Genomic DNA, 24,060 nt, shown 5'->3' with positions numbered 1-24,060 from the left:
TCAAATAGAATAAGTGGTAATATGCATAACAATTTTGGTATATCGTTAAAAAGTATTACTTTTGATGGAACGCAGTGAGGAGGCTGCAACCATGACGATTGTTTCCGAGCCATTTTCGATGGATCATGTCGATATCCACAGCGATAATTTCGGCGATGACAGCCTTTTACGTGCAGGACTTAAGCTGAATCACCTGCGCATGATCGTCGCAATCGAAGATAGCGGACAGATTTCCGCCGCAGCCGAGGTTCTGAACATTTCGCAGCCCGCCGCATCGCGGATGTTGTCCGAAATGGAATCGATTACCAAGACGTCGCTCTATGAGCGGGTGGCGCGCGGCGTGGTGCTGACGACCTTCGGCGCAGCGCTTGCCCGCAGGGCTCGGAAGATCCTCCTGGAGCTGCGCGAGGCGAGCCGCGAGATCGGTGAATTGAAAAGCGGCAAGGGCGGCTCGGTCTTCATCGGCGCGGTGACGGCGCCGGCCATGAGCCTCGTCGTGCCGGCGATCAACAAGGTGCGCAAGGCCTATCCCGGCATCGAGATCAACATCCAGGTGGAGACGAGCAACGTGCTTGCCCGCGAGCTGCTCGCCGCCCGCCATGACTTCATCATCGGCCGCATTCCCGATGATCTTAATCCGCGCCTGTTCGAGGTGACGGAGATCGGCATCGAGCGTGCTTGCCTGATCGTGCGCAGCAGCCATCCGCTTATGAAGCAGAAGACGAGCAGCCTCGCCGACGTCAGGGATTACGACTGGGTGTTCCAGCCGCCGGGCACGCTGCTGCGCCGCACGATCGAGGACGTTTTCCTGTCGCGTGGCGTGGCGCTGCCCGAAAACATCGTCAACACCTCCTCGCTGTTGCTCACCTGCGCCATCATCTGCGAAACCGATGCGATCGCTCCCGTCGCCGTCGACGTCGCCCAGTTCCTTGCCAGCCAGGGCTCGAATGCCTCTGATGTGCGCATGCTGCCGATCGATTTCGACATCAACGTCAAGCCCTACAGCATGATCACGGCCAGGGAACGGGCGCTGCCGCCGAGTGCAAGGCTGCTCTACGACATCATCCTCGAGGAGAGCCGCAAGCAGGCCGGCTGACGACAGCCGCAAGCCCTGCGCCATCTTGCTCTCTTTTAATGCGCGTTTCGAAAGGAAGGCGGGATGCTGTTCGGGCAGTCGGTATTTCAATCGGTCCTCGAGCGACTGAAGGCGGAGGACGAGACGGACGAAGACGCCGAGGCGCGGGCGGCCCATCGGGTGCCCGGCCTTGCCACCGGGCTTGCCTTTGATGTCATGGAAGGTGTCTCGGCCGCCTCACAACGCGTCGGCCAGGCCTATTTCGACAATCTGGAACTCGATCCCGCCGCCGCGATCGCGGAGGAACCGACGGCTGCGCCTCCACCCGAGCCCGTCATGCCGGACCATCTCGCCCGCATCGCTCCGGAAGAGATCGCTGCGGAACTGGCGATCGCTGCCGCCGATACCCAACAGACGCTGAACGAGAAGCGGCGCGCCTTTGCCAAGGCCAATCATCCTGATGGCGTCGCGGAGCTTTTCCGCGACAATGCCAACAGGCGCATGATGATCGCCAATCTGCTGATCGACGAGGCGATGCGCCGCCTGCCGCATAGCTGAAGCTTTCTCGCGAATGCAGGCAAACGTTCCAAAGCTTTGGAAGAGCCGCCGTTTCCGGCTCGATTCGCGAGCTCCATATGGGCTGTTTTTTCGGCGTTTCAACCGGTGATCATGGTGCTCAGTCTGATTTTTTCGCGCTCGGGTAGCAGAGAAATATGCTGCTTTTTACTACCGACAATAGCGTATTTCGGGACCCCCGTAGACCCTGCCTACGCCCTTGTCGGTAGGACCTAGCGCAATTTAGCGAAATTGAATGCGATGCAACCCAGTGTAACATAGGGCGGTGTAAATGTTTTCAGGAGAGCGCCGACATGTCATCTACGGAAGATCCGAAGCTACCACGCAACACTGCGCGCAGACATTTTCTAGGTGTAGCCGCAGCCGCCGGAGCTCGTCTTGCCGCCGTGGCCGCCTTGGCCACAGCAATTACCACCTCTCCGGCCAACGCGCTGGGGCGGCTTTGGGGACGGGGCGGCTCCGATGGAGGCTCTGGCGGGAGCGGTGGCTCAGGCGGAAGTGGTGGCTCCAGTGGCGGTGGCGGCAGCGGGAGCGGCCCACAATGTTTCCTGCGGGGAACGGCGATCCTCACGGATTGCGGTGAGAAGCCTGTCGAGGATCTGCGCATCGGCGATCGCGTTGCCCTTCCTGACGGTAGCACCCGTCCGGTAAAGTGGGTCGGCCGCCAAAGCTTCAAGAAGAGCGGCGCGCGCTGGCAGAAGGACGTCGTGCCTATCCGGGTTTCACGCCACGCACTCGACGGGCACACACCCCATTCGGATCTCTATCTCTCGCCTGGCCATGCGCTGTACCTGAACGGCATTCTGATCCAGGTGAAGGACCTCGTGAACGGCAAGACGATTGCATCGGTCACTCCCGCCGCCGACGTATCGATCGAGTACTATGCCGTCATGCTCGATACGCACGAAGCTATCCTTGCCGAAGGCGCTAAGGCCGAGTCCTTCCATCTGAAGAACAGCAATCACGAGAACTTCTGCAATTTTCCAGAGTACGAGCGTCTCTATGGCAAGGAACGCATCGTGATGACATCCTTTGCGCCGTTGCTGGGAGGTGGCTGGTCACATTTGAAAGCGCTTCTCCTGCTCGGTGTTTCGCCGCTGGTACCGATGCACGATCCATTCGGGGATGCCTGCGAAAAGATCGACGCGAAAGCCAAGGAACTGTCACTTTGACAGGACGGGAATGCGCCGGGGATCGGGCTGGCTGCACGCGAAGCCGTGCGTCGGTTTTGCGATAGTATCAAACAAAAACGTCAAGCGTGGCGCGCATCGGAAAGATCGCGCCACGCTTCGACTATTCGGCCCTCTTCTCTTCGTCACCTGCCGGCTCGTCCCCGTCATCGGGGCTGACGACTGCCGCCGTCTCCGGCGGCTTCGGATCGAAGGCCCAGATCAGCATATAGCCAGATCAGCATATTGAAGGAATAGACACCCGCATCGCCGGCCAGCACGCCCGCGCCAATCCCCCCGACAGTGTTGCCCTGCCTGCCCTTCGCGACAATGCGACGAAGCGCTGCGGCGAATCGCCCGCTAATTATTCCGCCTGCCCGTCCTTGGAAGGCTTTTCAGCGGTCGCCGCAGGCCCCTCTTCTTCCTCGGCGTCAGGCTGCGCAGCCGGCTCGGTGGCCGGCGGCTGCGGCTTGAAGGTCCAGAACAATATATAGAAGGAATAGGCACCCGCCCCGCCCGCGAGCACGCCCCAGAACGGATCGCCGGTGACGAACTCGACCAAGGCCCAGCCGAAGCAAACGGCAACGATGACAACTCGCACCCAGAGGCGCCGGTATGCCGGATGGTTCGGATCGATCAGCTGCATCTTTACCCCGCGGTCGGATATGTCGCACTGCCCTCGGCCTGTGCCGCGCTTGTCTCTAAAGCCTTTCCTGGCCAGATTAAAGTATTCTGTTGGCTCAAACGGTATCGAATGTTCGAGAAGCCGGCTCCAGCAGAACGCTTCAATCCGAGCCGGATGCTCTGGTTCGAATCTTGCAAATGTGAAAGATCCGAGGCCTTGACGCGACGCAGAGAAGGTGGAATGAAAATTCCAGAAATTTGACAATTCGGTTTATTTGTTCCGAATTCAAGGGAGGTTGGAATGACAGTGAGATTTGGTCTTCTCGGCGCCGGCCGCATCGGCAAGGTTCATGCGAAGGCTGTCAGCGGCGACGCCAATGCAAAGCTCGTCGCGGTCGCCGACGCCTTTCCGCAGGCAGCCGAAGCCATCGCCTCCGGCTATGGCTGCGAGGTCCGCACCATCGAGGCGATCGAGGCAGCCAAGGATATCGACGCCGTCGTCATCTGCACGCCGACGGATACCCATGCCGATCTGATCGAGCGCTTCGCCCGCGCCGGCAAGGCGATCTTCTGCGAAAAGCCGATCGATCTCGACGTCGCCCGCGTCAAGGCCTGCATCAAGGTGGTGGAAGAGACCGGCGCCAAGCTGATGGTCGGCTTCAACCGCCGCTTCGATCCGCATTTCATGGCTGTCCGCAAGGTCATCGACGACGGCAAGATCGGCGATGTCGAGATGGTGACGATCACCTCGCGCGATCCCGGCGCCCCGCCGGTGGATTACATCAAGCGCTCGGGCGGTATCTTCCGCGACATGACGATTCACGATTTCGATATGGCCCGCTTCCTGCTCGGCGAGGAGCCGGTCTCGGTGCTGGCGACCGCCGCCGTCCTCGTCGACAAGGCGATCGGCGAAGCCGGCGACTATGACAGCGTCTCGGTGATCCTGCAGACGAAATCCGGCAAGCAGGCCGTCATCTCGAACTCCCGCCGCGCCACCTATGGCTATGACCAGCGCATCGAGGTGCATGGTTCCAGGGGCCTCGTCTCGGCCGAGAACCAACGTCCTCTTTCGATCGAAGTCGCAAACGGCGACGGCTATACCCGCCCGCCGCTGCATGATTTCTTCATGACCCGCTACACCGAAGCCTATGCCAACGAGATTGCCGGCTTCATCGCAGCGATCGAGAAGGGCTCGAAGATCTCTCCATCAGGCGCCGATGGTCTCGCAGCGCTGGCACTCGCCGATGCCGCGGTTCAGTCCGTCAAGGAAGGCAAGCTCATCAAGATCGGCTGACGGCCCTCTCCCGACCGGAAGCCATGCATGAGATGGCCGGGCGCCCGCCCGGCCATTTCGCGTTTGAGAGATCTTTTGGTGAACGGCGTGCCGCGGTCGCCCTGCCGGGCATCTCCCCCACAGGTGGGGAGATTGGCTGGCTGCACCGGCTTCCCCAAACAATCAGCGTCGCAACACAGCAAAACGATAGATGAGCAGGAAGGTAGGCCACTTGTGATCTCCCCACCCGTGGGGGAGATGGCCGGCAGGCCAGAGGGGGCTGGCACGGCACACCCCTCAAAGTCGTATACTACCGGCTGGCCCGTTGCTGCTGCAATCACCACACGTCGGTTGAAAGAAACCCTCAACCCGATTCCTGAATAATCGCCGATGCCTGGATTCCCTGAACGCCCGAGAGAACGATATCCTCGTCGATGACAGACAGCGCCCGGTTCAGATGTCCTTCGAAGACGAGGATCTGCTCGTCGGCCACCACCCTGATCTCGGGCATGCCTTCCATGCGCACGACATGCGACTGCCCCAGACCCTCTTCGATCCCTTGCCGGAGAAGGTCGTAATAACGCGTGCCCGGCCCGGTGATGGCGATCGGCATGCGCTCCGTCAGGCTCAGCATGCGCGACAGCCCGTTGCCGAGCGCCAGTCCCGCCTGGCGGAAGGCGAAGGCGGGGACGCGGTGGCCCTGGCGCGCCTTTGCGGCGATCTTGTCCAGCTCCGCCACCGGCACGAACTTTGCCGGGATAGTATCGAGCGGCACCTCGAAGGCGCTGCGCAGGATCGCGTAGAAACCGGCATAGGCCTCGATGCAGCCGCGGGTACCGCAGCGGCAGAGCCCGCCATTGGCCATGTGCAGCATGTGCCCGAAATTGGGCGCCGATATCTCCTGGCCCGTCTGGTTCCCGCGCCTGACGATGCCGAGCCCGACGCTATGGCCGAGCGAAAGGGCGGCGAGCGAGCGGAAATCGGCGCCCTTCACCATCTCCTCACGCGCGCCGAGTGCCGCCGCGACCAGCAGCGTCTCGTTATCGAGGATCACCTTGGCCTGCCATTCCGGCCGGAGTGCTGATTCGAAATCGATCTGCTCGCTGCCGAAGATCGGCGACCAGACGAGAACCGGTTCGGTGGAATTGACCAGCCCCTTGCTGCTGATCGAGATCAGCAGCACCTTTTCTTGGCTGATCTTCGAGCGATCGAGAATGCGCAAAAGCCCGGCCCGCACCGCCGCGACAAAACGGACGGCGCCTGCCGGATCATGCGAACGTTCCTCGCTGAAGCGGTCGATCAGCTTGCCGCCATAATCGACCAGCGAATATTGCACCGCATCCGAGGAGATGATGACGACGATGAGATAGCCGCAATCGCGCCGCTGGCGCAGCAGCACGCGCGGCCGGCCGCGGCCGCTTGCCGGTTGCTGTTCCGATTTTTCGATGATCTGGGCTTTTTCCAGCTCAGTGGTGATCGCCGAGATGGTGGCCGATGACAGCCCGGTGGAATCGGATATTTCGGTATGCGCAAGCGCACCGTGGCGGCGCAGCATGGACAGCACGAGCACGCTGTTTCTCTGCCGGACCAGCTCCGTGCTCGACTTGGTCAGCATGAATGCCGCCCTCTCCTCCTGCTTGCTCTTCCCATGGTTTCCACTGCATCTCCAGCCGATGTTTCGCAAGGAAATTAAGCTGGCAGTGCAGTGTTGACAGTTGAAAAAATCTCTGACACTAAATTTCTCGACTGTCGAGAAAAAAATCCGAACCTTTCTCGACAGCTATTCGCGGTGGCCGGAGGAAGCATGGGCTGGGCCGGTCGCAATCCACTCGGGAGGACATTATGAAGTCTATTTTGAAATTGATGGCAGGTGCTGCCATCCTCGTTTCCGTGCATACCGCGGCCATGGCTGCCGATCTCGTCGTCGGTGTTTCCTGGTCGAATTTCCAGGAAGAACGTTGGAAGACGGACGAAGCCGCCATCAAGAAGGCTCTCGAAGCCAAGGGCGCCAAGTATATTTCCGCTGACGCGCAGTCTTCTGCCGCAAAGCAGCTTACCGACGTCGAATCGCTGATCTCGCAGGGCGCCAACGCGCTGATCATTCTCGCCCAGGACTCCGATGCGATCGGCCCGGCCATCGAGAAGGCCGCCGCTGAAGGCATCCCCGTCGTCGGCTATGACCGCCTGATCGAAAACCCGGCTGCCTTCTACATCACCTTCGACAACAAGGAAGTCGGCCGTCTCCAGGCTGAAGGCGTTTTCAAGGCCAAGCCGGAAGGCAATTACGTCTTCATCAAGGGCTCGTCTTCTGATCCGAATGCCGACTTCCTGTTCTCGGGCCAGCAGGAAGTCCTGAAGGCCGCCATCGACGCCGGCAAGATCAAGAATGTCGGCGAGGCCTATACCGACGGCTGGCTGCCGGAGAACGCTCAGCGCAACATGGAGCAGTTCCTGACCGCCAACAACAACAAGGTCGACGCCGTCGTCGCCTCGAATGACGGCACCGCCGGTGGCGCGATCGCTGCTCTCGACGCACAGGGTCTCGCCGGCTCCGTTCCGGTTTCCGGCCAGGACGGTGACAAGGCAGCGCTCAACCGTATCGCTCTCGGCACGCAGACAGTTTCCGTCTGGAAGGACAGCCGCGAACTCGGCCAGCGCGCCGCTGAAATCGCTCTCGACCTCGCCGGCGGCAAGGACATGAGCAAGATCGACGGCGCCCAGGCTTTCAAGGGCGGCCCGAAGGGCGTCGAAATGCAGTCGGTCTTCCTGAAGCCGCTTGCGATCACCAAGGACAATCTGAACGTCGTCATCGACGCCGGCTGGATCTCCAAGGCGGAAGCGTGCCAGGGCGTCAAGGCCGACAGCGTCGCTGCCTGCAAGTAAGCCAGGGCTTGTAAACTAAAATTGCCGGCGCCGCAGCGGAACACCGTTGCGGCGCCGGATGCGGATGAGAATTCCAACGACGAAGTTTTCTCCGCCTCGCCGCACCATCGCGGGTTTTCATTCCCTGCCGGAAGGGTGTCGCGACGCCACGCGACCGGCTTCCGGAAGCATCGCGATGGTGAGTTGAAGAACAGACGCATGACGCCGATGGCAGCCTCAGCACGCCGGCGCATCCGTCCAAACAAAGTGGGGGAACGGCAAACCCATGGCCGAAATGGTAAAATCCACAACATCAAGCGGACCGCGAGCGGCGGAAGCCAGTCTGGTGACCCGCTTCTTCCGCGCCACCGAGATCGACACGCGTCTGCTCGGCATGATCGGCGCGCTGATCATCATCTGGATCGGTTTCCACATCATCACCGGCGGCCTCTTCCTGACCCCGCGCAATCTCTGGAACCTCTCGGTCCAGACGACCGACATCGCCGTCATGACGACGGGCATGGTGCTGATCATCGTCACCCGCAACATCGACCTTTCGGTCGGTTCCGTGCTCGGCCTCTGCGGCATGATTATGGGCGTGACGCAGGCCAAGATCCTGCCGGAATATATCGGCTTCGACAGCCCCTTCACCTGGGCGATCACGCTGCTGGTCGGATTGGCGGCAGGCTGCCTGATCGGCGCCTTCCAGGGCATCATCATCGCCTTCCTCAACGTTCCCTCCTTCATCGTCACGCTTGGCGGGCTGCTCGTCTGGCGCGGCGCCACCTGGCTGGTCACCAGCGGCCAGACGGTTGCGCCGATGGACCAGACCTTCCGCATCATGGGCGGCGGTGCTGAGGGCTCGATCGGCGCCACCTGGAGCTGGATCGTCGGCATCTGCGCCTGCCTCTTCGTGATCGCAAGCATCGTCGGCTCACGCCGGCAGCGCCGGCGCTTCGGTTTCCCACGCCGGCCGATGTGGGCTGAATATTTCCTCGCCGTCCTGAGCTGCGTGCTCATCCTCGGCGCGGTCTGGATCGCCAACAGCTATTACTGGCCGATCAACATCGCCAAGAAATATGCAGAGACCAATAATATTCCCTGGCCCGAAACCGGCCTGGATATCCCCTACGGCATCGCCGTGCCGGTGCTGATCGCCATCGTCGTCGGCATCATCATGACCTTCATCGCGACAAGGCTGCGCTTCGGCCGCTACGTCTTCGCGATTGGCGGCAACCCCGAAGCGGCCGAGCTCGCCGGCATCAAGACGCGCTGGGTCACCGTGCGCATCTTCGCGCTGATGGGCATTCTCGCAGCCATAGCAGCGGCGATCTCCACCGCCCGCCTCAACGCCGCCACGAACTCGCAGGGTACGCTCGACGAGCTCTACACCATCGCCGCCGCCGTCATCGGCGGAACGTCGCTGGCAGGCGGCACCGGCACCATCGCCGGCGCCATGCTCGGCGCGCTCGTCATGCAGTCGCTGCAGTCGGGCATGGTGCTTGCGCATGTCGATACGCCGCTGCAGAGCGTCGTCGTCGGCACCGTCCTTGTCGTGGCGGTCTGGCTCGACACCGTCTACCGCGCCCGTGCCAAGTGAGAGGAGCCCTAGACATGGCTGATCAACGCACTCCCCTCGTGGAACTGAAAAACATCTCGATCTCCTTCGGCGGCATTCACGCCGTGGACAATGCCTCGGTCGATCTCTACCCCGGCGAAGTGGTCGCCTTGCTCGGCCATAACGGCGCCGGCAAGTCGACGCTCATCAAGATCCTCTCCGGCGCCTACAAACGTGACGGCGGCGAGATCCTGATCAACGGAGAGCCTGCCGACATCCGCAATCCGCGCGATGCCAAGAAATACGGCATCGAGACGATCTACCAGACGCTGGCCGTTGCCGACAATGTCGACGCCGCCGCCAACCTCTATCTCGGCCGCGAGCTGAAGACGCGCTGGGGCACGCTCGACGACGTCGCGATGGAAGCCTCGGCCCGCGAGGTGATGGGGCGGCTCAACCCCAACTTCAAGCGCTTCAAGGAGCCGGTGAAGGCGCTTTCGGGCGGCCAGCGGCAATCGGTGGCGATCGCCCGTGCGATCCTCTTCAACGCCCGCATCCTGATAATGGATGAGCCGACGGCGGCCCTTGGCCCCCAGGAGACGGCGCAGGTCGGCGAGCTGATCAAGCAGCTGAAAAAGGAAGGCATCGGCATCTTCCTCATCAGCCACGACATCCACGACGTCTTCGACCTCGCCGACCGTGTCTCGGTGATGAAGAACGGTCAGGTCGTTGGCCACGCCCGCACCGAGGACGTGACCAAGGACGAAGTCCTCGGCATGATCATCCTCGGCAAGGTACCGCCAAAGGCGATCCCCGGCCCCGGCGCCATGCAGATCTGATCGCCACAAGGCGACAGTCCGCGACAACAACACTCCGCCGCCCGCAAGGCCGGCGGAGTTTTCATGCAACGGTTCCCAGGTTGATGGATAAAAACACCCGCCAAACCGCAAGCACCGGTAATTCTGACAATTTCGCGATTGAAGCCAGCCGCAAGCTAGGCTAAGAACCACCCATCGGACAGGCGATTCAAACCGCCTTCGGCATGCACCCGTAGCTCAGCTGGATAGAGTGTTGGATTCCGATTCCAAAGGTCACAGGTTCGAATCCTGTCGGGTGCGCCACCGTTTTGAAGACTGCCCCATAGCCATAAAATGCACCCGGCAAGAGCCGAGGTGAGCACGCCCGTTCCTACAGAGGCAAGAAATCGCCGAACCGACGCTTCATCCCGATGCATCAGCTATTGATTGCCTCGAGGGGTTGTAGCCTTTTCACCTGGTCGAGGGTCCATGGCCGACGAGGAGACGCATGCGTTACTCCACCGGATAATTCTACGGTAAGAGCTCCTCGATTCGGCTCTGCTTGTGGCCGTTGACGATAGCAGTGAGCGTGGCGGTCAGATAGGCAGACGCATCGAGGGACGCATTGATTGATGGAGTCACCTCGGCTGATGACATCGACGAATTATTGCGAGTGAGTCGGACTTCGGTCCGATGGTAGACAGCAATCTCTCTGCTAATTTCCGTTCCGCTGAGACTGCAAAACTCAGCACGAAAAGGGTGTCTGCCCCTGATCCGGAGCACCCTTTTCAAACTCGTTTTCGGGAATCCCCCTTAACCCTCGGCACCGACGGTTCGCGGGCGGTCAACCTCCCGATTGATCATGGGCATAGGTAATCTGTCGGAGCATCTTGCGTGCGATGGTGTTGCCAGTTCCATCGCATCTTAAGGGGGCCGTCGTCAAAGTCGAAGTCTGTCATTTCCTCGGCTTCCTCGCGAATTTGAACGCCCAGACCGCCAGGATTTGACCAGCCCGTGGTCGGCTCTTCAACCGGACAGTTCCACGGCAATAGCTCATCGATACGGCTCTGCTTGTGACCATTGGCGATGGCAGTGAGCGTGGCGGTCAGATAGGTCGCCGGATCGACGGCATTGAGTTTGCAGGTCTCCATGAGCGAAGCGATGGTCGCCCAGTTCTCCTGCCCCTGCCCTCGCCTTCAAATCGAACGTAGAACGGTCGCGCGCGCAACACGTCTTCGAGCAAGATCAATCCTGGTTTGGTAACGGCTTACCCTCGTAGCGCACGCGAAAATTCCTCCTGTGAAAATCCTGCTCGAAGCAGACGAAGACGAGTTCCAGGTCATTGGCGCTGTCGCGCTTCCCAAGGAGACTGAGCGTGACAACGATAACGCCGCTGTTATCCGCGCGTCAGGCGGAAAGCCGCGTTGCGGATGTCAGTCCCTTCTGGATCCTTCCGGTCTTCGCGGCGCTCATAGATGACCCAGAAGCGGGCAGCATCCCAAGTCTGCTGTAGGATTTGGCTGACCTCTGCCTTGAACTCTTCGGCATGCATCGCCGGCCCCCAAGACAGTGCCGTCTCGCCCGCATCGCTAACGACATTGAGGTAACCGTCATATTGGTAAACGCCTGACAGTGACCGTTCGATCATCTCGAATGCGGTGTTTTCGCTGATTGTTGTTTTGAAGAGAATTGCCATGGAATCGATGCGTTTCACTAACGACCTGTCGGTGAGACGACGAGACTACAGGGCGTCGCCTGGGCGAGCAATGGTGACTTAATTGTCGGGTATCCGAGTCCGCCGCATCGTTCCGGAAATCCGCCTGTACATACCGGAGACATAGGTAACAGAACGTCCCAAAGACATGGGTGACAACCTCGTGCCGAACGGGATGTCGATGGTTTGCAAAGTCCTCTGCTCCAGATCGATATATCCGAGATCGTAGCGCATGAAGCTGACGAGCCAAACGCCGTCATCAACCTCCTCGATGTCGAGCCTCTGGCCGGCCATGACTGTGAAGATATTGATCTTCTTGCCGTACATGCAGATGCGGCCGCAATTGGTCACCAGTACGTCACGCTCGTGGAAGCGGATTTGTGTTTGGCTCCGATGAATGGGCGCAGGGGCGCGCAATTCGCCTCGGGTGGTGGCCCGCATCCTCAACTCACCAACCTTCCGCATCCGCTCGTTAGCAATTTATTGACCATAAGCTGGCTTTACTGAGCGTGATGGATGCGGAGATTCCCGCACACCGTCGAGTGTTTGGTGTAGGACGGAATTGTTCGTGTTGAAGTATCCAGTGCAAGGATTATCGGGCGGAGCCTTGGGCGGAATTGCCACGCTCCTGTCGCGCGCGGAACGGTTTGTCGCGAAGACCATTCTGCCGGCTCTGTTTGCGCTTCCGGCACTTGTCGGCTCCGCATCATTTGCCTCGGCGGAAGATCGCGCCCTGAAGCTGTTCTTTACCCATACGGGCGAGAGGGCCACGATCACCTACAAGCGGGACGGAAAGTTCGATCCAAAGGGCCTCGCCCAGATCAATCGGTTTCTGCGCGACTGGCGAAGGAACGAGCCGACCCGGATGGATCCCCGGCTGCTCGACCTGGTCTGGGAGGTGTACAAGCGCAGCGGCGGCAAGGACTACATCCACATCGTCTCCGCCTATCGTTCGCCCACCACCAACAACATGCTCCGCAACCGCTCGCGCAGCACGGGCGTCGCCAAGAAGAGCCAGCACATGCTGGGCAAGGCGATGGATTTCTACGTTCCCGGCGTGAAGCTTTCGACGCTGCGTGCGCTGGCAATGCAGATGCAGGTCGGCGGTGTCGGATATTATCCGACCTCGGGATCGCCCTTCGTGCATCTCGACGTCGGCAACGTCAGGGCCTGGCCCCGCATGTCCCGGCAAGAACTCGCTCGAATATTCCCGAATGGGCAGACGGTGCATCTCCCGGCCGATGGCCGGCCGCTGCCAGGATACAATCAGGCGGTTGCGAACCACAGGAAGCGCGGCAGCACTACCTCGATCCAGATCGCCAGCACCGCGGGCGAAGACGAAGACGTGAGCGCGTCGACCAGGTCGAGCGGCGATACCAAAGACAATAAACTCGTGACGGCGCTTCTGCCCACGCCCCGAAGCCGGGCATTGAATGCGCTCGCGCTGCAGACCGGCGCGGTCGAGCGCGATGACAAACGGTCCGCTCCGGATCTTTCGTCTTTGCCGATTCCGGTACCAGCGATGCGCCCGCCCGCCCTCGAGCACGACGTGGGCCTGGATGACAAAATAGAGACTGCGTCGATCGGCCCAATTGATGTCCTTCCGGATAGGCCGGCGCCGGCGTTGCCGGCCTACGCCCGCTTCGAACCCCGCCCTGTTGCACACCAGGCCTCCAAGCAGGGCACGAACATGATCGCCTCCCTGCCCATGACCGCTTCCTGGGAAGAAGCAAATTTCTTTGGATCGACGTCCGACGCGGCGCTGATGAAATGGGCGCTGCATTCTCCTGGCGAGATGATTGAATTGAGTGCGCCTCGCGTTTCCCCGCGCACGGTTCATCGTCAGCCGAATGTCGCGACCTCAGGTGAGGATATGATTCCGGTCGCCGCCCAGTTCGATGCCAACCGGCTTGCGTCGTCCCCGGAGGGCTGAACTCGATCGTCAAGGCTTGATGCGCAGCATGAAGCCTGTCGGAAACGTCAGAACGGCCATGGTGAGAACCAGGCTGGCGGTCCCGAGAAACCAGGCGCCGCCGCCCAGTGCCAGAAGCCTGTGCGGCCGACTGGCACTTTTTTAGCACCTCCTAAACAATTGTCACGCGTTACGGGCGGTGCTCGCGCATCGGCCCTAAAATCGGAATCTATCCTCGGGAAAAATGAGGTAGATCCAATGTGTTAAAGCTTTATCCAGGCGCTTGAAAAGACGCGCAGGCGCCATAGTTTCGATTTTCGAACGGCGACGACGATCGTTTCCGCGCTCGGGAAATTCAGACCAAAGTCCTACCCACCCCCGGACTTCGTGCCCATACTAAACTTTCAATCGCTGTAATAACAATAATATATCGTTAAGTAACGAGGCGCGTTGATGTGAGAAGCGTATCAATTTCCGGCAGGGCCGGCTTCATTGGATCGCATGTGACCAACTTTTACTTAGGAAGCGACTTCCAGAAACCGGTTGTTGTTAACAATCTTTGCACCGGATCTTTCGAAAATATAGCGCACATCAAGCCCCCGTTGCCGCCGAGCGACATGCTTTTGGACCAGCAACCTCCGGTCCGGCGCGGCCGCTCGTCATCGAGCGCGGCATCGGCAGAGACACCTTAAAGTAGGTAAATTTAACGATTAACATTAACAGGCGAGTATTTCTTAGAATTCCTCTAAGTAATTGTCACGCATTACAGGTGGTGCTAATAAACAGGCACCTTTCTCAAGTCACGAGGCACAATGCAATGAAAAGCGTATTGATTTCTGGCGGAGCTGGCTTCATCGGATCCCACTTGTGTGATCGACTTTTGCTTAGGACGGACATTCAGAAGCTGGTCGTTGTTGACAACCTCTGGACCGGGCTTTTCGAAAATATCGCGCACATCAGGGACCCCCGTTTCCACTTCGTGAAGTCGGACGTCGAGACGCTGCAGACCTCGGAGAAATTCGATGAAGTCTATCATCTCGCATCCCCCGCATCGCCGCCGTGGTACATGAAGGAGCCGAAGAGGACGATTTCCGCGAACCTTCTCGGTGCGTTCCGGCTTCTCGATGTGCTGAAGAAGGGCGGGCGTTTCTGTTTTACCTCTTCCTCCGAAGTCTATGGAGACCCTTTGGTCTCGCCGCAGCCGGAATCCTATAAGGGCCAGGTGGACTGTACCGGACCGCGCTCGTCCTACGACGAGAGCAAAAGATGCACGGAGTCGCTGCTGTTCGAGATGCAGCGCACCCAAGGGCTCGACGTCAAGATCGTTCGTCCCTTCAACATCTATGGCCCGCGGACACGGTCCGACGATGGTCGCGCGGTCTCCAACTTCATCACCCAGGCGCTCTCGGGCCGCCCGATTACCGTATTCGGCGACGGCCTTCAGTCTCGCAGCTGGGGCTATGTCGATGATGTTGTCGACGGTTTCGCGCGATATTTCTGGATGAATGAAACCGACTATAAGGGGCCTCTGAACGTCGGCAACGATCGGGAGATTTCGGTTCTCGAGGTCGCGCAATATGTCTCCAGGCTCGTTGGCGGCGTGCCGATCGTCTTCGAGCCATCACCGCCGCAGGACCCCACGAACAGGCGGCCGGACTTGACCAATGCGCATTATGTCATGCCCGAATGGTCGTGCAAAATCACCTACGAACAGGGCGTGGCGATGACTCTCGATTGGTTCAGGGACCAAATGAGGCACGCCGCGGAATAAACATGTCGGCTTTCGAGACTCGCGTCTTGGATGCGCGTGGCGTATATTCACGGTGCGATTGAGAGAGTGATGATGCGAGAACCAATTCCGTCCGATCTGAAGGATATGAGTTTTCCCGTACCGATTCACTATCTCGATCTCGCCTCCTCTCGCCTCGATGCCGTTTCGCCCCCGATCTCCGATGGGCTCGTGGTCTTTCTGTCGGATGGCCTTCCCGTCGGGCAGACCTATATCGAAAGGCCCGAGACGGCTGCGGCACTCGCCGAGCGTGTCGTGCGGCCCGAGACCCTCGAGCATGCGCGTCATGTCGCGCAAACCCCTGTGCGCAACCGCGACGTCAGCATTCTGATTTGCACCAAGGACCGGCCGGAGGAGCTACGTCGGTGCCTGGCCTCGATCCCCAAACAGTCGCTCGGCCCCATCGAGATCATCGTGGTGGATAATGCCTCCGCCGGTGATGCGACGCGTCGTGTGGTGGAGGAATCGGGCGCAACCTATGTCCGTGAAGATCAGGTCGGGCTGGATTATGCGCGCAACGCTGCGGTTCGTGCGGCGAGAACCGAATTCGTTGCGTTTACGGATGATGACGTCGTTCTCCACGAGCGGTGGCTGGAAAACCTGATGAAGGGGTTCGATCTGCCGGAGATCGCCTGCGTAACCGGGTTGGTTCTTCCCGGAGAACTTGCAACGCCTGCACAGTTTATCTTCGAAAAGCATTGGAGTTTCGGCAGGGGTTATCTGCGGCAGGATTTCAATCAGGACTTCTATCGTCTGCATAGACGCTACGGCGCTCCGGTCTGGACGATCGGGGCCGGCGCAAGTCAGGCCTTCCGCCGCAAGGTCTTCGAGGAGATCGGCCTGTTCGATGTCCGCCTGGATATGGGCGCTGCCGGATGCTCCGGCGATTCCGAATACTGGAACCGGCTGCTCCATCATGGCCATGTCTGCCGCTACGAGCCGACAGCCGTATCCTGGCACTTTCACCGCAAGGATATGAAAGGCCTCGCCAAACAGATCTACCAATATATGAGCGGCCATATCGCGGCGCTGCTCGTCCAGTATCAGAATACCGGAAACGGCGGTAACCTCAGGCGCATCCTCATCTCCTTTCCGAAATATTATGCCGGACGGCTCCGCAAACGCCTGCGCAAAGGCGCGACGTCGCACGACTTCTTTCTGAAGCAAGAGATGCTCGGAAGCGTAAACGGCGCTCTATACGTTCTGCGGCGATGGAAGAGGCGCGCATGGTGATCGCCGCGACGCCTGACATTTCATTCCTCATCCCCGCCTACAATGCAGCCGATACGCTTGCCGAATGTCTTGCCAGCCTGCAGCAGCAGTCGCGATCGAGCTGGCAGGCGGTCGTGGTCGATGACGGTTCGACCGACCGCACCTGGGAGGTTCTCGAGGCCATCGCAAAAAAGGACAGCCGCGTTCTCCCCGCCCGTCAGCCGAATGCGGGTGCGGCCGCGGCGCGAAACCACGCCGCACGCCTCGCGGTCGCTCCCCTGCTCTGCATGCTGGATGCCGACGACTGGCTGGATCCGACTTTCATCGAAAACATGCAGCCGGTGGCGGAGGATGCATCTCCACCAGTGATCTCCTATTGCGCCTACCGCCGTGTCGCCCCAGACGGCAGGCTGATGCAGGTCGAACAGGCTCCCATCCTGACGGGAAACGCCGCCAAGCGCGAGTTCTCCTCCTTTTGTGCACTCGCCATCCATACGGTTGTCTTTCCCCGAAGCCTTTTTGAGCTTTTGGGAGGCATGGATGAAACCTTGCAGACCTGCGAGGACTGGGATCTTTGGCTTCGCATGGCCTTTGCAGGCGCCGAATTTCGTCGTGTCGACAAGTGCCTGGCTTTCTATCGCATGAAGTCGGGCTCTTTATCCGGGGATCCGACCAAAATGATGCGTGACGCCATTCGCGTGACAACGAAGGCGCAAGCGCTGCAGATGCAGCAAGGCTTGGCGGCCGAGGGGCCGGAGACAGGTTGGATCACGCCCGCCGTCAGCCAGTTGCGTATGCTCGCCTGGGTCATCGCGGCCAAGTGCGATCCAACTTTGGATGTCGCAGCCCTCGCCGCACTGCTGCCGGAGATGCCGGACGCCGCGGGCTACGAGAACCTCCTTGCCGGTGTAATCCTGCATGGCCTGCAGACAGGGCTCTTTATCGATCGGGCCGACGATCTCATTGATGTCAGCGATAAATGGCAGCCGACTTTCCTTTTGCTCATTCAGCTGATTCAGAAACATTCCTTCCCCGGCACCGGGCGCAAGATCATTGAGGCCGCTTCCTGGCATATATCCGCCGCAAACCCTTTGCGGTCATTCACGCTTGGCAATGTTCAGGTGGTCAGCGTCGCGCTCGAGACGCTTTCGCGAATCCCCAAGGCCGAACCATCAGACACGCTCATCATGCACGCCTTGTCAGGCGGACAGCATGTCGGCTCTTTTGTCGGGCCATTCTGGGGCGATCTTTCGATCCGGGCGCAGATCAGGCTGATCATGCATGAGATGCAGGCAGACGAGCATCTGCAGACGCCGCCCACGCTCGCCTATATCAGTTCCTGGTCAAAGGAGGCCTTACGCGGGTACAGAGCCTTCGGCGGCCTCATCATACGAAATGGCCGGCGGCGAGGACGCCTCGAACGGCTTTTGGTGCGGATCGGACGCAACGCCCTTCTTGCCTGCGCGCCAAGCGACAAACAAGACAACGACGCCCGGCTGTCCGACATCTTGCGGAATCTCCGGCGCGATCCGACTCCACCGCTTCCAAATCCTTCTGGCTCGCGGCCGGAGGAAAAAAACGCGACTGCTCCTATTCGGTCGGAGGAAGAGTATTGGGAGCATATCTTCGAACGCCCCGATCCATGGAATTACGTCTCGGTCTACGAGCAGGTTAAATATGCGCAGACGTTGAGCCTGATCCCGGAAGGGATCGAGAAGGCCCTCGAGCTCGCCTGCGCCGAGGGGATTTTTACCGAGAAGCTGGCGCGAAAGGTCGGTCAGCTGACGGCCACGGATATTTCCCAGCGAGCCGTCGACAGGGCCGTCGAGCGGTGCCACGACCACCGCAACGTCGAGCTTCGCGTTCTCGACTTCGTCAGACAAGATCTTCCGCCCGAACAGGACCTCATCATCTGCTCCGAAGTGCTTTACTACATGAAGGATGAGGAGATGCTTGCGGCCGTCTGCCGCAAGATGGCCGCAGCGTTGAAGCCGAACGGCTACCTGATCACTGCCCACGCGCATATCCGTCAGGACGAATCTGCCCGGACCGGTTTCGACTGGGGCAATCCCTTCGGTGTCGGGACGATCAAACAGGTTTTGGCCGCACAGCCTGGGCTGGCCCTGGAAGACACGATCGAAACCGAACTTTACGCCATCCACCGGTTCCGGAAGGGCCCTGTGGCCAATCCCGTCCTGCGGATCGAGGATCATGGGACCCCATTGGACGCGGATGTGGCAAAGCACATCATCTGGGGACCGGCCGGCGTTGAGCGTGAGGCGGCATGGACGACGGAAATCACGACCTCGGTTCCCATCCTCATGTATCACAGGATCGCGGACGAAGGACCCGCGGCACTCCGACGCTTCCGCACGCCGCCCGAGATTTTCCGCAAGCAGATGCAGTTCCTTCGGCGCCAGGGTTATTACACGGTGACGGCGCAGACCCTGGCGGAGCTTCTGCGCAGCGGCAAGCCGATCCAGGGCCGGCCTGTCATGCTGACCTTCGACGATGCCTATGTGGATTTCCTTACGGACGCCTTCCCGATCCTTGCCGAGAATGATTTCGGCGCCGACGTGTTCGTCGTGACCGATAAAGTCGGCGGTCGATCAGATTGGGATTCTGCCTATGGAGAGCCTGCACCGCTGATGTCGTGGTCGAATATTCAGGAGTTGCATCAAAAGGGCATCAGCTTCGGCTCCCACCTCGTATCCCACACACCAGCCAGTGCGATTGATAACGAAGCCCTGCTGGCCGAAGCCACACTTTCGCGCAATACACTGCAAAGCCGACTGGGCAGCTCCGTGGAATCCATCGCACTCCCCTATGGCGCGACGGACTTCAGGGTCCCGAGCATTCTGGCACATGCCGGCTATGGGGTCGGCTTCACGACACGGCCGGAGAAAGCCACCTTTTCCGACAATTTCTTCGGTCTGCCACGCCTCGAAGTCCGCGGCGATCGTCCTCTTGAAGCCTTCCCTGAACTGATGGGCCTGCCGGGAGCTTACATCGGATGACAATACCATGACTGGCGCAACGGCCCCTCTCATCACCGTCGTCATACCGGCCTACAACGCCGAGAAGACGCTTGCCGAAACATTGCAAAGCGTCTCCAACCAATCCTATGACAAGCTCGAAATCCTTGTGGTCGACGACGGGTCACGGGACGGCACCTTCGATCTTGCGAGCGACCACAGCCTGACCGATCGTCGCGTTCGTGTTCTCCGCCAGGAGAATGGTGGGGTTGCGCGCGCGCGCAATCACGGCATCAAGGACGCACGCGGCCTTTATATAGCCCCCGTCGATGCCGATGATTTGTGGCACCCTCACAAAATCGAACTCCAGCTCGAGGCACTAGGGAAATTTCCGGACGGACGTGGGGTCGCCTACAATTGGTATGCGGCAATCGACGAAAACGGCATCATTTTCGGTAATTCGCGACCAGTCCTGCATCAAGGGACTATCTTCGAACCTCTGTTGCGGGAAAATTTCATCGGCAACGGCAGCACACCCTTGATGCCGCGGGCGGACATTCTTCGCTGCGGCGGCTATGACGCCAGCCTGCGCGACAACGGCGCCGAAGGGTGTGAGGATCTGAAACTTTATCTGGCCTTGGCCGAATCCCTGCCCTTTGCGTTGGTTCCCGATTTCCTGACCGGTTATCGCTTTACCAAGGGAAATATGTCCAGCAATGCCTACAGGATGCTCAAGTCCCACGCTCTGGTCATGGCCCCGATCATCACGCGCTATCCGCATTTTACGCGCGACATCCAGACAGCCGAATTCAACACCGCACGCTGGTATTTCAAAAAGGCGTTTCTCGGCAGGGACGTTGCCCAGGTCAAACAGCTGGCGCCGATGATGGTCAGAAAATATTCCTCGCGCCTCGTCGTCCATGGAGTGCAGCAGGGCTGGCGCCAAGCAAAACGCGTCCTGCGGACGGCAAAGCGCGTCCTCGGCAAATCTTCGGCGCGGCCGAAAATCCGCCTCGGGAGCGCGCCCCTGCCGCAACCCGGAACAGCATTCAGCGATCGTTTCGCCGCCACGCCTGCCAGGGAGGCAATAAGCCTGACCTCTTCGCGGATGGTCGACAATGAATAGGTTTCGAAAGCCGCCATCCGCTATGCCTGCAAGAGCCTACAACCTGGTCGTTGCGTCTCGGTTTCGCGAGCTTCGGCAACTCGTACCGGCGCTAAGGCTCAAGATGACGGCGATGATCATCCTGGGAATTCTTACAGGGTTCTCGGAAATGGTCGGCATCACCTTTCTGGTCAGCCTCGTCTTTCTTCTCGGGCAGCAAGGTCCCGTTTCCGGCTCCGCCGTCGCATGGCTTCCAGCATTTTTTGGCGGCATCGACCTCAGTCTTTCGAAGCCTGTCCTGATCGGCATTCTCATCGGCTCCATCCTGTTCCGGATTTTTTTGGGATGCGCCAATTCGCTCATTGCAAGCGCAGTGAACCACCGGATTAGCGACCGCATGCGAGACCGCCTCTACGCCAAGGTCTTGACCATGCCCTTCCAGCGCTTTCAGGACTATGAGCGCAGCGACCTGATCAACGTCATCGCGACCGAATCCTATGCGGTGTCGTCGGCGCATGCCAGCCTGGTACGCCTGGGTGTGAATTTCGGTACGATTGTGATTTTCGGCGTCGGCATGCTGGTCATGGCCTGGCCGATCGCCTTGCTCGCGCTCGCCTTCGGCTTCATCCATAATTTTGTATTGGGTTTCTTTGCCGGTGCCTACCGCCGTCTCGGTGCCTCTGCACTGGCTGCCGTCGAAGCCTTGACACAGTTGAGCTGGACAACGCTACAGACTTTGAAGGCCGTGAAAAGCTTCGGCATGGAAAAGCGCCACCAACAACTCTTCGAGGCGCTTTCCAACGACGTCGGCCAGACCTGGCGCCGGTCGGACTGGATGGGAGCGATAACCTCGCTTCTCAGCGAAATCCTGACCTTCGGGGTCATCCTGACGATCATTCTGTCCTCGGAATTCCTGCCGGTCGATTTCAAGGCGGCGCTCTCGGCCACGATCCTGCTTTACAGGCTTCAGCCGCATATCAAGGGATTTGATTCCCAGATTCTCAGCCTTTACGAGATGGAAGCGTCCCTGCAAAACGTCCTGGCGCTGCTTTCAGAGAAGGATGACATCAAGCAGGCCTCGCAAGGGGAGAAGGTAAGCCGCCTGGCGGAAGCAATTGTCTTCCACAACGTCTCGTTCGCCTATGAGCGATCGAACGCGCCGGCAGTTCACGATCTCAGCTTCGCAATCAGAGCAGGCGAGACGACGGCTGTGACGGGGCCAAGCGGCTCCGGCAAAACCACAATCCTCAACATGATTCTCGATCTCAACCCGCCGACCCAGGGCCGGATCACGGTCGACGGCAGGGATCTGACAACCATCGACCGTTCCAGCTGGCTGCAACTGCTCTCCGTGTCGGGCCAGGACGTTGAACTGATGGAGGGCACGGTCCTCGACAACATCCGGTTTCGCCGCGATATCTCGGAGCAGGATATCCGCTGGGCGGCCGATGTGGCCTGCGCAACGGAGTTCATCAACGATCTGCCGTATGGCTTCGATGAATGGCTGGGCGACGAGGCGATCCGGCTTTCGGGCGGGCAAAGGCAGCGCATAGGTCTGGCGCGCGCGCTCGCCAGCCGGCCTCAAATCCTGCTGTTGGACGAAGCGACAAGCGCGCTCGACGAAGATACCGAGATGCGGGTGTTTTCGGCGATGAAAGAAGACGCCGGCAGAACGCTGATTGTCGTTAGCCATCGGCCCGCCGTGGCCAGGCTGATGAAGAACCGGATCGATCTCCGCCCCTCTGCCCCCACGTCGAAGCTCGGGTGACGGAGATGGATATGTCAACGATGTCCGGGATTCGGGTGGCCGTCGTGATCCCCGCCTATAACGCCAGAAACTACCTTGCCCAGACGCTCCAGTCCGTCATCGACCAGACCCACAGGGCGCTGGAGATCGTCATCGTCGACGACGGCTCGACGGACGAGACAGCCTCGATCTGTCGCCATTTTGCCGCGAGTGATCCAAGGATCCGGATTGTCTCGACTGAAAACCGTGGCGTCGCCGCAGCCCGCAACACCGGGATTGAAGCATCGAAATCCGACTATATCGCCTTCCTCGATGCCGACGACCTATGGCATCCGACCTATATCGAAAGAATGCTTTCGGCTCTCCACCCTCTGCCGGATACCTGGGGCGCGGTCTATGCTCTTCACCGTCTCATCGATCCCGAGGGATATTGCACGAGATCCGGTTCGTCACTGAATGCCAGGGACACCATTTTCACCCGTCATCTCGTATTTCGCTTCGTCGGCAATGGCAGCGGCTTCATGGTTCGCCGCACTGTCATTGAGAAGATCGGTGGCTACGATTCAACTTATGCCAGGCAGGGTATCGGAGGATGCGAGGATTTCGACTTCGAACTTCGTACAGCTGAGCATTTCAAGATCGAGGCGGTGCCGTTGGGTCTAGTGGGATATCGTATTCATTCAGCAGCCATGTCTTCCGACAGGTCGCAAATGGCGCTATCGCTTCTGGCTGTGACCGAGCAATGTATCGCCCGCAATCCACAGCTTCCGACTTTTGTCGCCAACTGCGCCCGCGCGTCGGCACATCTTTATGCATTTTCAAAATTTGCCGCTTTGAAAGATTGGCGCCGCGCCGCGACCTCGCTCAAGCACATTTATCATCATAGCCCAATGCTTGCTTCCGACATCCTATTCAAATTGATCCTTTCAAAAGCCGACAGAGCCGCACGCAGGACATTGTCCAAAGTCTGCCCGGTCAGGGAACAAAAGGGAAAGAACTTCAGGAAATTCGAAGAGATAGACCCGCTTGTCCCATTGGTTGGGGGTTGGTCACGCTTCAGGACGAAGGCATTGTTCAGGCGCTTGTCGGAGATCGATCGGTCCGGCGAATGCTCTGCTGCGACCTCGTCTCAGGAGGCTTGAGCCTGCCGGCTACACGTCTGTCGGTGGCGCCAGCGCTGAGGGCAGCTTTTCGCTCGGCTGCTCAAAAATCTAAAGGTTTAACAACCCATCACTTCAATCGGCGTGGCGACTACCTTGCTACTTTCTATTACGAACTTTGATAGTTAGGCAGAATAGCAATTAGTAAAAAAGCGAACGAGTTATGAAAAAAGCAATCGCCCCAATAATGATCTGTGACAATGCCGAGTTTTACTGTAATAATGCTTACGTACGTGCAAGCATTCCTACCGGAGGACCCGTCACCCACCCCGGCGGGTCCTCGACTTTGCTTTTTGGCTGGTTGCCACAAATGCGACAGCCGTTATCGCTGCATCAGCATAAATAGATTCTACCTCGGATGGCGATAGTATGCTGTTGAGTTCGGTTTGATCAGAAAAACCCCCATCATCGGCAAGTGAAGAGCAAAATTCGGGTTCTCTTCTGTCAATATTTCGACCGTCGCCTCAATTCATCTCGTGGATGCTTTCGGATCCGCAATGAAATTGCGGAGA

16 protein-coding genes, 1 tRNA gene and 4 pseudogenes are annotated in these 24,060 nt (G+C 59.4%); 15 read left to right on the top strand and 6 right to left on the bottom strand.

What is annotated here, in order from left to right; translation table 11 throughout:
• Positions 1–91: 91 nt before the first annotated feature.
• The 3 genes from GR198_RS01280 (at position 92) to GR198_RS01270 (ending at position 2,823) form a co-directional block, all read left to right on the top strand.
• The gene (locus tag GR198_RS01280) at positions 92–1,096 is read left to right on the top strand and encodes a LysR family transcriptional regulator (RefSeq protein ID WP_003542037.1); all 1,005 of its coding nucleotides are present in this window, start codon (positions 92–94) and stop codon (positions 1,094–1,096) included.
• A gap of 63 nt (positions 1,097–1,159) precedes the next feature.
• Positions 1,160–1,633, top strand: a complete 474-nt coding sequence (locus GR198_RS01275; protein WP_164067013.1) for a hypothetical protein — start codon at positions 1,160–1,162, stop codon at positions 1,631–1,633.
• 311 nt (positions 1,634–1,944) lie between these two features.
• Positions 1,945–2,823 (top strand): Hint domain-containing protein, encoded by an 879-nt coding sequence (locus GR198_RS01270; protein ID WP_164067011.1) that lies wholly within the window; start codon positions 1,945–1,947, stop codon positions 2,821–2,823.
• A 361-nt stretch (positions 2,824–3,184) separates the two neighbouring features.
• Here the strand turns inward: GR198_RS01270 and GR198_RS01265 are convergent, their stop codons facing one another.
• Positions 3,185–3,466 carry a hypothetical protein gene (locus tag GR198_RS01265; protein ID WP_164067009.1) on the bottom strand — a complete coding sequence of 94 codons (282 nt, stop codon included), beginning with the start codon at positions 3,464–3,466 and terminating at the stop codon, positions 3,185–3,187.
• Positions 3,467–3,745: 279 nt separating this feature from the next.
• Here GR198_RS01265 and iolG point away from each other — a divergent pair, with 279 nt between their 5' ends.
• A complete protein-coding gene (gene iolG / locus GR198_RS01260) occupies positions 3,746–4,738 on the top strand; it encodes an inositol 2-dehydrogenase (protein WP_029872339.1) in 993 nt (330 codons plus the stop codon).
• Between the two features lie 343 nt (positions 4,739–5,081).
• Here iolG and GR198_RS01255 read toward each other — a convergent pair whose 3' ends face one another.
• On the bottom strand, positions 5,082–6,332 hold the full coding sequence (locus tag GR198_RS01255; RefSeq protein ID WP_029872340.1) for an ROK family transcriptional regulator: 1,251 nt from the start codon (positions 6,330–6,332) through the stop codon (positions 5,082–5,084).
• A 227-nt stretch (positions 6,333–6,559) separates the two neighbouring features.
• Between GR198_RS01255 and xylF the strand changes: the two genes are divergently transcribed.
• The 4 genes from xylF (at position 6,560) to GR198_RS01235 (ending at position 10,258) form a co-directional block, all read left to right on the top strand.
• Complete coding sequence (gene xylF / locus GR198_RS01250; RefSeq protein ID WP_003542055.1) at positions 6,560–7,600, top strand: D-xylose ABC transporter substrate-binding protein; 1,041 nt, start codon at positions 6,560–6,562, stop codon at positions 7,598–7,600.
• A 265-nt stretch (positions 7,601–7,865) separates the two neighbouring features.
• Positions 7,866–9,179: a sugar ABC transporter permease gene (locus tag GR198_RS01245; RefSeq protein ID WP_029872341.1), complete on the top strand. Its 1,314-nt coding sequence runs from the start codon at positions 7,866–7,868 to the stop codon at positions 9,177–9,179.
• Positions 9,180–9,193: 14 nt separating this feature from the next.
• Positions 9,194–9,976, top strand: coding sequence for an ATP-binding cassette domain-containing protein (locus GR198_RS01240; protein ID WP_003542059.1), 783 nt, complete (start codon positions 9,194–9,196; stop codon positions 9,974–9,976).
• A gap of 205 nt (positions 9,977–10,181) precedes the next feature.
• Positions 10,182–10,258: transfer RNA gene (locus GR198_RS01235), tRNA-Arg, on the top strand.
• Positions 10,259–10,465: 207 nt separating this feature from the next.
• On the opposite strand, the pseudogene GR198_RS36325 reads toward GR198_RS01235, so the two are convergent.
• The 4 pseudogenes from GR198_RS36325 to GR198_RS36320 form a co-directional block, all read right to left on the bottom strand.
• Positions 10,466–10,552: pseudogene (locus GR198_RS36325) on the bottom strand (transposase domain-containing protein); the annotation flags it as partial.
• A 410-nt stretch (positions 10,553–10,962) separates the two neighbouring features.
• Positions 10,963–11,118 (bottom strand): annotated as a pseudogene (locus GR198_RS01230) (transposase domain-containing protein); the annotation flags it as partial.
• Positions 11,119–11,179: 61 nt separating this feature from the next.
• Positions 11,180–11,630: pseudogene (locus GR198_RS01225) on the bottom strand (hypothetical protein).
• Between the two features lie 162 nt (positions 11,631–11,792).
• A pseudogene (locus GR198_RS36320) lies at positions 11,793–12,020 on the bottom strand (IS481 family transposase); the annotation flags it as partial.
• A gap of 190 nt (positions 12,021–12,210) precedes the next feature.
• Between GR198_RS36320 and GR198_RS01215 the strand changes: the two are divergent.
• The 7 genes from GR198_RS01215 to GR198_RS01185 all read left to right on the top strand — a co-directional run bounded on the left by GR198_RS01215 (position 12,211) and on the right by GR198_RS01185 (position 23,530).
• On the top strand, positions 12,211–13,581 hold the full coding sequence (locus tag GR198_RS01215; RefSeq protein WP_029872345.1) for a DUF882 domain-containing protein: 1,371 nt from the start codon (positions 12,211–12,213) through the stop codon (positions 13,579–13,581).
• Positions 13,582–14,377: 796 nt separating this feature from the next.
• Positions 14,378–15,331: an NAD-dependent epimerase/dehydratase family protein gene (locus GR198_RS01210; RefSeq protein WP_029872346.1), complete on the top strand. Its 954-nt coding sequence runs from the start codon at positions 14,378–14,380 to the stop codon at positions 15,329–15,331.
• 30 nt (positions 15,332–15,361) lie between these two features.
• Complete coding sequence (locus GR198_RS01205; RefSeq protein WP_164046876.1) at positions 15,362–16,582, top strand: glycosyltransferase family 2 protein; 1,221 nt, start codon at positions 15,362–15,364, stop codon at positions 16,580–16,582.
• Positions 16,576–19,578 (top strand): trifunctional glycosyltransferase/class I SAM-dependent methyltransferase/polysaccharide deacetylase, encoded by a 3,003-nt coding sequence (locus GR198_RS01200; protein ID WP_029872348.1) that lies wholly within the window; start codon positions 16,576–16,578, stop codon positions 19,576–19,578. Before GR198_RS01205 ends, GR198_RS01200 begins: the two co-directional genes overlap by 7 nt.
• A gap of 7 nt (positions 19,579–19,585) precedes the next feature.
• Positions 19,586–20,662 (top strand): glycosyltransferase family 2 protein, encoded by a 1,077-nt coding sequence (locus GR198_RS01195; protein WP_029872349.1) that lies wholly within the window; start codon positions 19,586–19,588, stop codon positions 20,660–20,662.
• A complete protein-coding gene (locus GR198_RS01190; protein WP_164067007.1) occupies positions 20,655–22,409 on the top strand; it encodes an ABC transporter ATP-binding protein in 1,755 nt (584 codons plus the stop codon). Before GR198_RS01195 ends, GR198_RS01190 begins: the two co-directional genes overlap by 8 nt.
• On the top strand, positions 22,406–23,530 hold the full coding sequence (locus GR198_RS01185; RefSeq protein ID WP_029872351.1) for a glycosyltransferase family 2 protein: 1,125 nt from the start codon (positions 22,406–22,408) through the stop codon (positions 23,528–23,530). Before GR198_RS01190 ends, GR198_RS01185 begins: the two co-directional genes overlap by 4 nt.
• The last annotated feature ends 530 nt before the right edge of the window (positions 23,531–24,060 follow it).

This window comes from Rhizobium leguminosarum (assembly GCF_010668065.1).
Taxonomy (GTDB): Bacteria; Pseudomonadota; Alphaproteobacteria; order Rhizobiales; family Rhizobiaceae; genus Rhizobium; species Rhizobium leguminosarum_S.
Note: the sequence above shows the minus strand (reverse complement) of the source record. Positions and strands in the feature narration are given on the sequence as shown.